The following is a 7,745-nucleotide window of genomic DNA, read 5'->3' on the forward strand; positions in this document are numbered from 1 at the left end:
AATATAATTCGATTGATTAATATGAACTTTTTTCGACTTTAAACGTTGTGTTGGTGTACTTAAACCGAACCCAGTATTCAGGACCAATCAAACTGTATTTTAAAGTGGTAAGTCGCATCCCAATGTAGTTCTGATTTGTATCGTAAAAATTGGATTCTATACCATAAACCAAAGGCTCTACCCCTGAGTTCATGCAGGTAATATCACTCCACCCAATACTGGTTTTACCTTCTCGGAATACAAAAGGTTCAACATCTGTATAGAGCTGAGATTCAGCAAAAGGGGTAAAGTCGGTATCTTCGCGTGCTACAAAAAATATGAGCCGAATACTCCTAAAACCTCGAATAGTCGTTTCCTGTTTCGACAAAATACCTAGAGTGTGATTTTCAGCATTGTTAGCCCAGACTGCTTCGATAATTTTACTCGACGTGGCCCGCAGCATATCCTCAACAGTCACAGGACTAAATGTTCTCTGATCCATTGAAAAATCATCAACATTCATAAACTCAGCAGAAACAAGCAATGAATGAACCTGAAACATTGAATTGTTACATAAGACAGCTTCTTCAAAACGATTATAAGCCTTTCTAGAATTGCCAAATGAAGAATCCCAGTGATTTTTCAAGCTCATAAAATCTCGTGTTTTAGATCTCACTTTTAGATCCTGACAGAACCCATCAACAACTGCTTCAAACTGTTGATACAATCCAAGTGGAAAGTCAATGAGTCTGTGCTTGTACAGTAAATCAACCATCAGCTTTATTTCAGGTCTGATGATCACATCTGAAAATTTACCTGTCAGGAAAGGATTAGTCGGAATATCCTGAATAATCTTGAGTAAATTAACACCCTTGGGCGTTAGATAAACATGAGGCACCAGATAGTCGTAAGTTGGTTGTTTGGAGATAATCTTAAAAGTCTTATTTTCAGTAATCATGAGATACAACTTCAGATAATCATCCAAGCCAACAGGAGGGCGATTATTGGGTATATAGCCAATAAAAGGCTGGATATACGCTTGAGTGATATGGTGAGTACTGAGTAGAGATGTATAGGATTCATCAGGCTGTAATCTAATCATACTTCATCTCCCGTAAACGTATTGACATCAAGGTGGTTTTTTCTCGGACGACCACGAGTCTGTGATTTCAAAGGTTGACTAATCTGGAAACGTCGTCCTTTTTTCATATTGCTGAAAATGAATAACTGACTGGTTTTACAGTGATATTCAAAACCCTCTTCAAGCCACTTTCTTTTCTGCGTTTGGTTGTATTCAATCGTGCCTAAAAAACAGTTTTCGTAAGTATGCTTACGCATATTACAGATATAGGCATAACCTTGATCATTGGTCACTTTTTTCCATAGTTTCTCAATACCTTGTGCGAGGCTAATGTCTTCCTGATTTTTATTCCCATTGAAAAACCAGAATGTATGCAGATGGAATCCACGTCTTGGCGTATATTCAAAACGAAAAATATAACCGATGGCTTGTTTCAACACAGGATTATGCCGCTTGTTTTCTAATAGTTGTTCAACACACTTTTTAAATGCATCAAAATCATTTTTAGATAAACAATCTTCAGCTTTGAAACAGGTTTGCAGTAATGTTTCAGGTTTATGTTTGAGATATAAATCAAGTCGAACAACGACCACACGTGAATACCGTTCAATTAAAGAGTTGAACATTTCGATCATTCGAGACTTATTTTTTTTCAGATTCTTCCGCTCATCGTAAACTTTGCGTCTGATGTTCGGGCGACGAAAAAAGGCACGAATTAATCGAATAAACTTATTTATTGCATTAATGTACGGGAGCAAATTCTCCTTTAGACTGGAAGGTAAAGGTGTGCCATTACGTAGAAGATCTAATTCATCCTCTGACATCTGGCTTAGTGCATAATCAAATGCTTGAATGTCAAGACCCTTTATAATGTCTGAAAGCGTAGAATAGTTTATAAGTTCTGCAATATCAGAAGGTAAATTACTCATTTGAGCAGGGTGTTTGACGGCAAAGCCATAGCGACCATTCGATAGTCTTTTCGTTTCAGTTGTGACTTCAGGGAAGTTACGTTTTTTGAACTGTTTGACCAGTTTAGCTTTCCCTATAGCAGGAGCTAGGATGTTATCCTGTGAATTTACTAAAAAGGTGGTTTTATAACCATCGTTGACTGGAGTAATTTGCAGTTCGGTTTCAAATTGCTGGAGCCATTGGTCATGTGTTCCCATATGTCGACCAGCATTTACATTTATAATGCGCATATAAATTAAACTCGATTTAAAGTTAAAAGCGCAACTGTGATCAGTATTCTGGGTATAGGCATCCAATGGATACTGTTTAGCGCAGTATCCATGATGGGATGTAAGTTGGTTAAGTTAACTTAGGATGAGTTTTAGTCATATTTACTACACCAGTACGTCTATACACCAACAACCTATATGGTCATATGAGTATTGATGTATCTGAATACTTTAAAACTACTGATCATCTATAAATAGATAGAATATTCTTTGATTTATAGATATAGAGTAATAGTAAATATATAAGACCGTAATTCATTGAAAATTAAAATGATAGCCTAGCCATACTTATAATTTCAGAATGCATTGCACAGCTGCATTATGTTTTGAATTTACAAGTACAGCGTTAGCTCTCAGTATTCCCTTGATTACGTGTTGAAATTTTACTTTCAATCCACTCTTCAACTTCAGAGAGTAACCACCGTGAGGCATTGTTAAGCTTCAACGGGCGGGGAAAGTTAGGATCGTAGCGTTTAGACCGTCGGTTCAGTCGGTCATAAATAGACGACCGAGATAAACCGATGAGTTTAATCAGCTCAGTTAGACGCAGCATTTGAATTGTGTTTTGGATAGTAGACATTTAAATTTCCTTCTATAGCTTTGGGTCAATCAGGAAGGTGTTGAACCAACGAATAGACGGTACTTGAATGAAAATGCACTTGATGCAGGAAGTGCGTGGAGCCAATATATTTCTCAGTGTGAAATGATGAACTTAATCATTTAGAAGGTTTTTCAAAGACTGATAGATTTCATGATTCTTTTTTAGCATCCTTTTAGTATCACCAATAAAATTTCTTTTAGGCTGAGTAGTTGGATGCTCCTGAGTCTGAAAACCTTTCTGCTTTTTAGCAGATTTATTTCGGGTGGCTTTTGTTTTAAGTTCAGTTAGAGCATTTGCGTCATGGATAGATGCAGTAGGAGTAAATAAGTACGGGTCATATACAGGCTCACTGCTTATAGTTCCTGTTGACGAATTTGTCAGATTTCGCACAATGTGCTTTTGCAGTTGCACTTTAAAAGCAAGCTGTTGCTGTTTTTTCTCTTGTTTGTCTTCTAATATTTGTATTATTTGAGGGTTAAATTTAGTTTTAATCTTAGCAATAATTTTAACCTGTTGTTTCCTGTTTAATATCTTTGTCTGATATTTTTTAAAGTAAGTTTGTAAAAGTTTGTCAATATTTCCTTGTTGTTTTTTATATGTTTTTTCTTTTTGATCATACATTTGGATTAAAATCTCACGTACATATGCTGTCGCTTTTTTGTCCAGATACTCCATAAGTTGTTCGAACAGTATATTTTTTTTGGGTTTCAGGGACTGGATCTTCGAATTCAGTTGGCGTATAGCAAACTTATTTTTTAATGGACCAATGAATCGAAATGAAAGAAAAGACAATTCCTTGAGCGTATTCTGATCCTGTCTTGAAAAATTTAACGCATTCCAAAGAAACACATTGAACCGTACCGGGTTTGTCGGAGACTTTTTTATTTAAGTTAAGCCACCTGACCTAACGGGTTAATCTTATCATAGTACATTGCTTCAAACTCAAAAGGCGATACATAACCCAGTGCACTGTGTACACGCTTTTTATTGAACCAATCTACCCAGTTTAGTGTCGCAAGTTGTACATCTGCTAAACCTTGCCAATCTGCTTTTAAATATTCAATCACCTCTGTTTTGTATAAGCCATTCACCGTTTCAGCCAAAGCATTATCGTATGAATCACCCGTTGTACCGACTGATGCTCGTAAATTTGCTGCTTCTAAACGATTGGTATAGCGAATGGAAAGATATTGCACACCTCTGTCGGAATGATGAATCACATTCTTTGGCATGCCTCGATCATGCAATGCTTGCTCTAATGCATCAAGCACCATATCTGTATTCATCCGTGTAGATACTTTCCATCCAACAATTGCTCGTGAGAACACATCAATAACAAATGCGGTATAGACCCAGCCTGAATGAGTTTGAATATACGTAAAGTCACCCACCCATAGTTGGTTTGGATGATCAGCATTAAAATTACGTTTCACTAAATCATCTGCCCGTTTTTGGTCATCTCGGTTACGGGTGGTTTGTTTATTCTTACCACGCCAAACACCTTGTATACCTAGCTTTTGCATCAATCGAGCAACTGTACAGCGTGCAATAACATAACCCTCACGTTTCAATTTTTGCCAAACTTTACGTACACCATATCGACCTGAACTTTCTTTCCAAATTCGTTTAATTTGTTCAGCATGATACTCATCATGTAGATCTCGTTTCGCTCGATGTTCTGGATTTTCAGTGAGATCTAAAGTTCGGTAATAGGTTGAAGGTGCAATCGGTAAAATTCTACAAATCGCTTCAACACCATATCGATCTTTATTGTTATGGATAAAATCCACCATTATTTGTGTGGGCGGTCGAGCTCCGCCTGGGCGAAAAAAGCGGCTGCTTTGCGTAGAATTTCATTGGCACGTTTTAATTCTTTAATTTCACGTTCCATTTGCTTCATTTTTTCTTGGTCAGATATCTGTTGTACTTTGGCAGGATTTAGTTGATCCAGATGCTTTAAATACCAAACACGCAATGTTTCAGGAGTACAACCGATTTTAGGAGCAATAGCTGTGATTGCTGCCCAAGTAGAAGGATAATCTTTTTCAGATTCAATTAGTAATTGAACCGCTCTTTCTCTAATTTCGGGGGTATAGTTTGGTTTTGTCATCGGGATAGTCTCTCAGAATATTGACTCTCCGACAAACCCGGTACGGTTCACATGATCATATTCGTATCTCTTGATAAATTCTTTGACAAAGTCGATATAAGCTTTTTCTTTGATTTCATCAGGTTCTTGTGAAAGATAGCTGAGTTGAATTTTATCGATCGTGTTTTGAAGGCTTTCAGGTAATAATTCGACTACGTAACAATCACGATGTTTTGAGTATTGCTGGAGTAAGCTTTTATATATAATTTTTGCTTGCGTATGATTTTTAGTTTCGATGGCGGAACGATAGCTTTTTATGTCTGAAATGATTTCATGATAATGTTTAGGCAAATATTCAAAGTCCAGTTTTTCAACTTTATTATCACCTTTTTTACAAGTAATAGGTACTTGGACAGGATCCTTACATAATCTTTTTACTCGATCTTCATTCGATTCTTTAAATAGCCCTTCATCGTGTAATGCATATATTATTGTTTTAAGCATTTCGAAATCAACGGCCATCCTGATAGACTTGTTGAAATTGAAGGGTGGAGTAGAGTAGATTTTTTCAAATATATACTTTTCCAGGTCATATACGATTTTGATTTGATCCCCTACCGTGGTATTTTCAGAATGTTCCACTACGGTATCCATGATTTCTCTATCCTAATAATTTGGTTGATTATTCTTGTAAATTTTAGCCTACATGCTCCGATCCAAAGTGTACATACTTATGCGTTATTTCAGTACGGACTTTTTGGTAATTATTAGATATATCATTAATATACACGAATATAATATCCTGTAAATATACAGGGGTGAGTTGTAGTTGAATGGGTATTTTTATTGTGTGAATTTTCAAAAAAACTAAACGTAATTTACAACAAAACAGAGTCCTTTGATGAGGTGCGTCCAGCGTTTATTTTGATTTATCCTGATATAGAAAATATTTTTGTCTAGTTTCGTTTTTAACGAATGCAGTCTAATAAAACTGTGTACTACAGAATTTAGCCCAATCAGCCATTAAAGATTTACGTTTTTCAAGATAAGCTCCACGTAAATAAGCAGCTTCAACTTCATCTGGCAATTTATGGGCAAGCACGTGCTCACAGACTTCACGAGGATAATCGGTTCTGTCTGCCGACCAGTCACGGAATGTAGAGCGAAAGCCATGTGTTGTAATCCCCCGATTCTGTTTTGGGTCAATATAGCCTAAGCCATTTTCTTTAAGTTTTTGTTCATGCATACGTTTAATTAATGTGGTTAATGACATGTCAGAAAGCATGCCACCACGAGGGGCAGGAAAGATAAAGTCTTGTGGTCGGCTATATTGTTGAATTGATTCAAGCAAAGCGATTGCCTCTTGAGACAACGGAACACGGTGTTCTTTGTCTGCTTTCATGCGCTCTTTAGGAATGATCCAAACTTTATTCTTAAAATCAATTTCCTGCCATTTAGCCCCAAAGATCTCACCAGACCGACAGGCAGTTAAAATTGTAAATTCCAGCGCTTTAGGTGAAATTCCTTTTTTCTGTCTCAGGTGGTGAATAAATTCAGAGACTTGATTATAATGTAACGATGGGTGAGGGCGCGATTCCCGCTTTAAGTTGCCTAAGATTGGCTCAAGATTACCTTTCCATTCAGCAGGATTATCACCAACAAAATATCCCATGGCCTTAGCATAATCAAAAATGGTTTCTATACGACCACGAATACGTTTAGCTGTTTCGTTCTTTTCAATCCAGATAGATCTAAGAACTTCGGCAATATCGACTTTAGTAATTGTACCAATACTGATATCACCTAAAGTTGGGTAAATATAGGTTTCTAATGTAGAAGTCCACTGTCCAATATGCTTTTCATTTTTCAGTTCACGGGCTTTATTGGCAATAACGACTTTTGCACACTCAAGGAATGTTTTGTCACGAAGTTTCTGAACATACAGCTTTTCTAGTTGTTCTTGTTTATGAGCAATTGGATCAATGCCACTTCGTATTTGTAATCTTAATTCAGTTGCTTTGGCACGGGCCTCAGCTAAAGAAACTTCAGGGTAGGGACCGATTCCAATATCACGGCGATGTGGTTTTAACTTCCCATCTTTATCCAGACGTTCTCCCACTACTGCACGCAAAATCCAGACACGGGAGTTACCTTCAATATTCAGGCAAAGGCCATCAACGCCCCCTACAGTATGTCGCCCAGTCTTCTTAATTTTTGCTACACTGAGTGCAGATAGCTCTTTAGATTTCTTTGGCATTTCTTGATTTACCCCACAACCTACCCCTCATAAAATACTGGAAATCGTAGGATTAGACAAGATGACTTAGGACAATAAAAATATTAAATAATTGAAAAATATATGTTTATAATATTATCTGGGATTACTTAGGACTACTGTTAGACGGACACCGCTTCCGCCAAATTCTAAAAACCCCAGTCGAAAGATTGGGGTTTTTTATTGTTGATGATTTTAAATAAACGGATAGTGAACACATTTAAACGTTAAAGATTCGATGATTTATCCATAGCTATTCTTTAGGGTCTGTTGACATTTTCTGTTCAAAAAAATAGCGAGAAAGTAAAATTTAATCGCCAAACCAAATTTACTTCTCGCTATGCCTCGTACAATGCTGAATGATCAACACTGGTCTAAGTTACTTTCTATTTTCCGAAATTTTAATATCGCAGATTCAAATCCCAAGTGCAACACATTTGTAGTTAGTTGAAAAAGTTAGGTGTATTCATAGAATCATTAGA

At 36.7% G+C, this 7,745-nt stretch carries 7 protein-coding genes and 1 other annotated feature; all 7 genes read right to left on the reverse strand.

All coding sequences use genetic code 11. From position 1 onward, the window contains the following. Window positions 1-16: 16 nt before the first annotated feature. The 7 genes from CF596_RS11160 to CF596_RS11190 all read right to left on the reverse strand — a co-directional run bounded on the left by CF596_RS11160 (window position 17) and on the right by CF596_RS11190 (window position 7,245). Window positions 17-1,081, reverse strand: a complete 1,065-nt coding sequence (locus CF596_RS11160) for a hypothetical protein (RefSeq protein WP_032051734.1) — start codon at window positions 1,079-1,081, stop codon at window positions 17-19. Then, window positions 1,078-2,259, reverse strand: coding sequence for an inovirus-type Gp2 protein (locus tag CF596_RS11165; protein WP_032051736.1), 1,182 nt, complete (start codon window positions 2,257-2,259; stop codon window positions 1,078-1,080). Before CF596_RS11165 ends, CF596_RS11160 begins: the two co-directional genes overlap by 4 nt. 385 nt (window positions 2,260-2,644) lie before the next feature. Beyond that, the gene (locus CF596_RS11170; RefSeq protein ID WP_005032636.1) at window positions 2,645-2,878 is read right to left on the reverse strand and encodes an AlpA family phage regulatory protein; all 234 of its coding nucleotides are present in this window, start codon (window positions 2,876-2,878) and stop codon (window positions 2,645-2,647) included. Between the two features lie 132 nt (window positions 2,879-3,010). After that, a complete protein-coding gene (locus CF596_RS11175) occupies window positions 3,011-3,574 on the reverse strand; it encodes a hypothetical protein (protein ID WP_242439153.1) in 564 nt (187 codons plus the stop codon). 215 nt (window positions 3,575-3,789) lie between these two features. Then, window positions 3,790-5,009, reverse strand: a protein-coding gene (locus tag CF596_RS11180; protein ID WP_096902497.1) for an IS3-like element ISAba19 family transposase whose coding sequence is annotated in 2 segments (ribosomal slippage) — window positions 3,790-4,733 and window positions 4,733-5,009 — 1,221 coding nt in all. Because the reading frame shifts where the segments join, the coding sequence is not laid out codon by codon here. Beyond that, window positions 4,618-4,734, reverse strand: a sequence feature (AL1L pseudoknot). Its footprint overlaps the gene before it by 117 nt. A gap of 12 nt (window positions 5,010-5,021) precedes the next feature. Then, window positions 5,022-5,642 (reverse strand): hypothetical protein, encoded by a 621-nt coding sequence (locus CF596_RS11185; RefSeq protein ID WP_242439154.1) that lies wholly within the window; start codon window positions 5,640-5,642, stop codon window positions 5,022-5,024. A 328-nt stretch (window positions 5,643-5,970) separates the two neighbouring features. Further along, a complete protein-coding gene (locus tag CF596_RS11190; RefSeq protein WP_096902498.1) occupies window positions 5,971-7,245 on the reverse strand; it encodes a tyrosine-type recombinase/integrase in 1,275 nt (424 codons plus the stop codon). Window positions 7,246-7,745: the final 500 nt, after the last annotated feature.

This window comes from Acinetobacter sp. YT-02, from assembly GCF_002412355.1.
GTDB lineage: Bacteria > Pseudomonadota > Gammaproteobacteria > Pseudomonadales > Moraxellaceae > Acinetobacter > Acinetobacter towneri.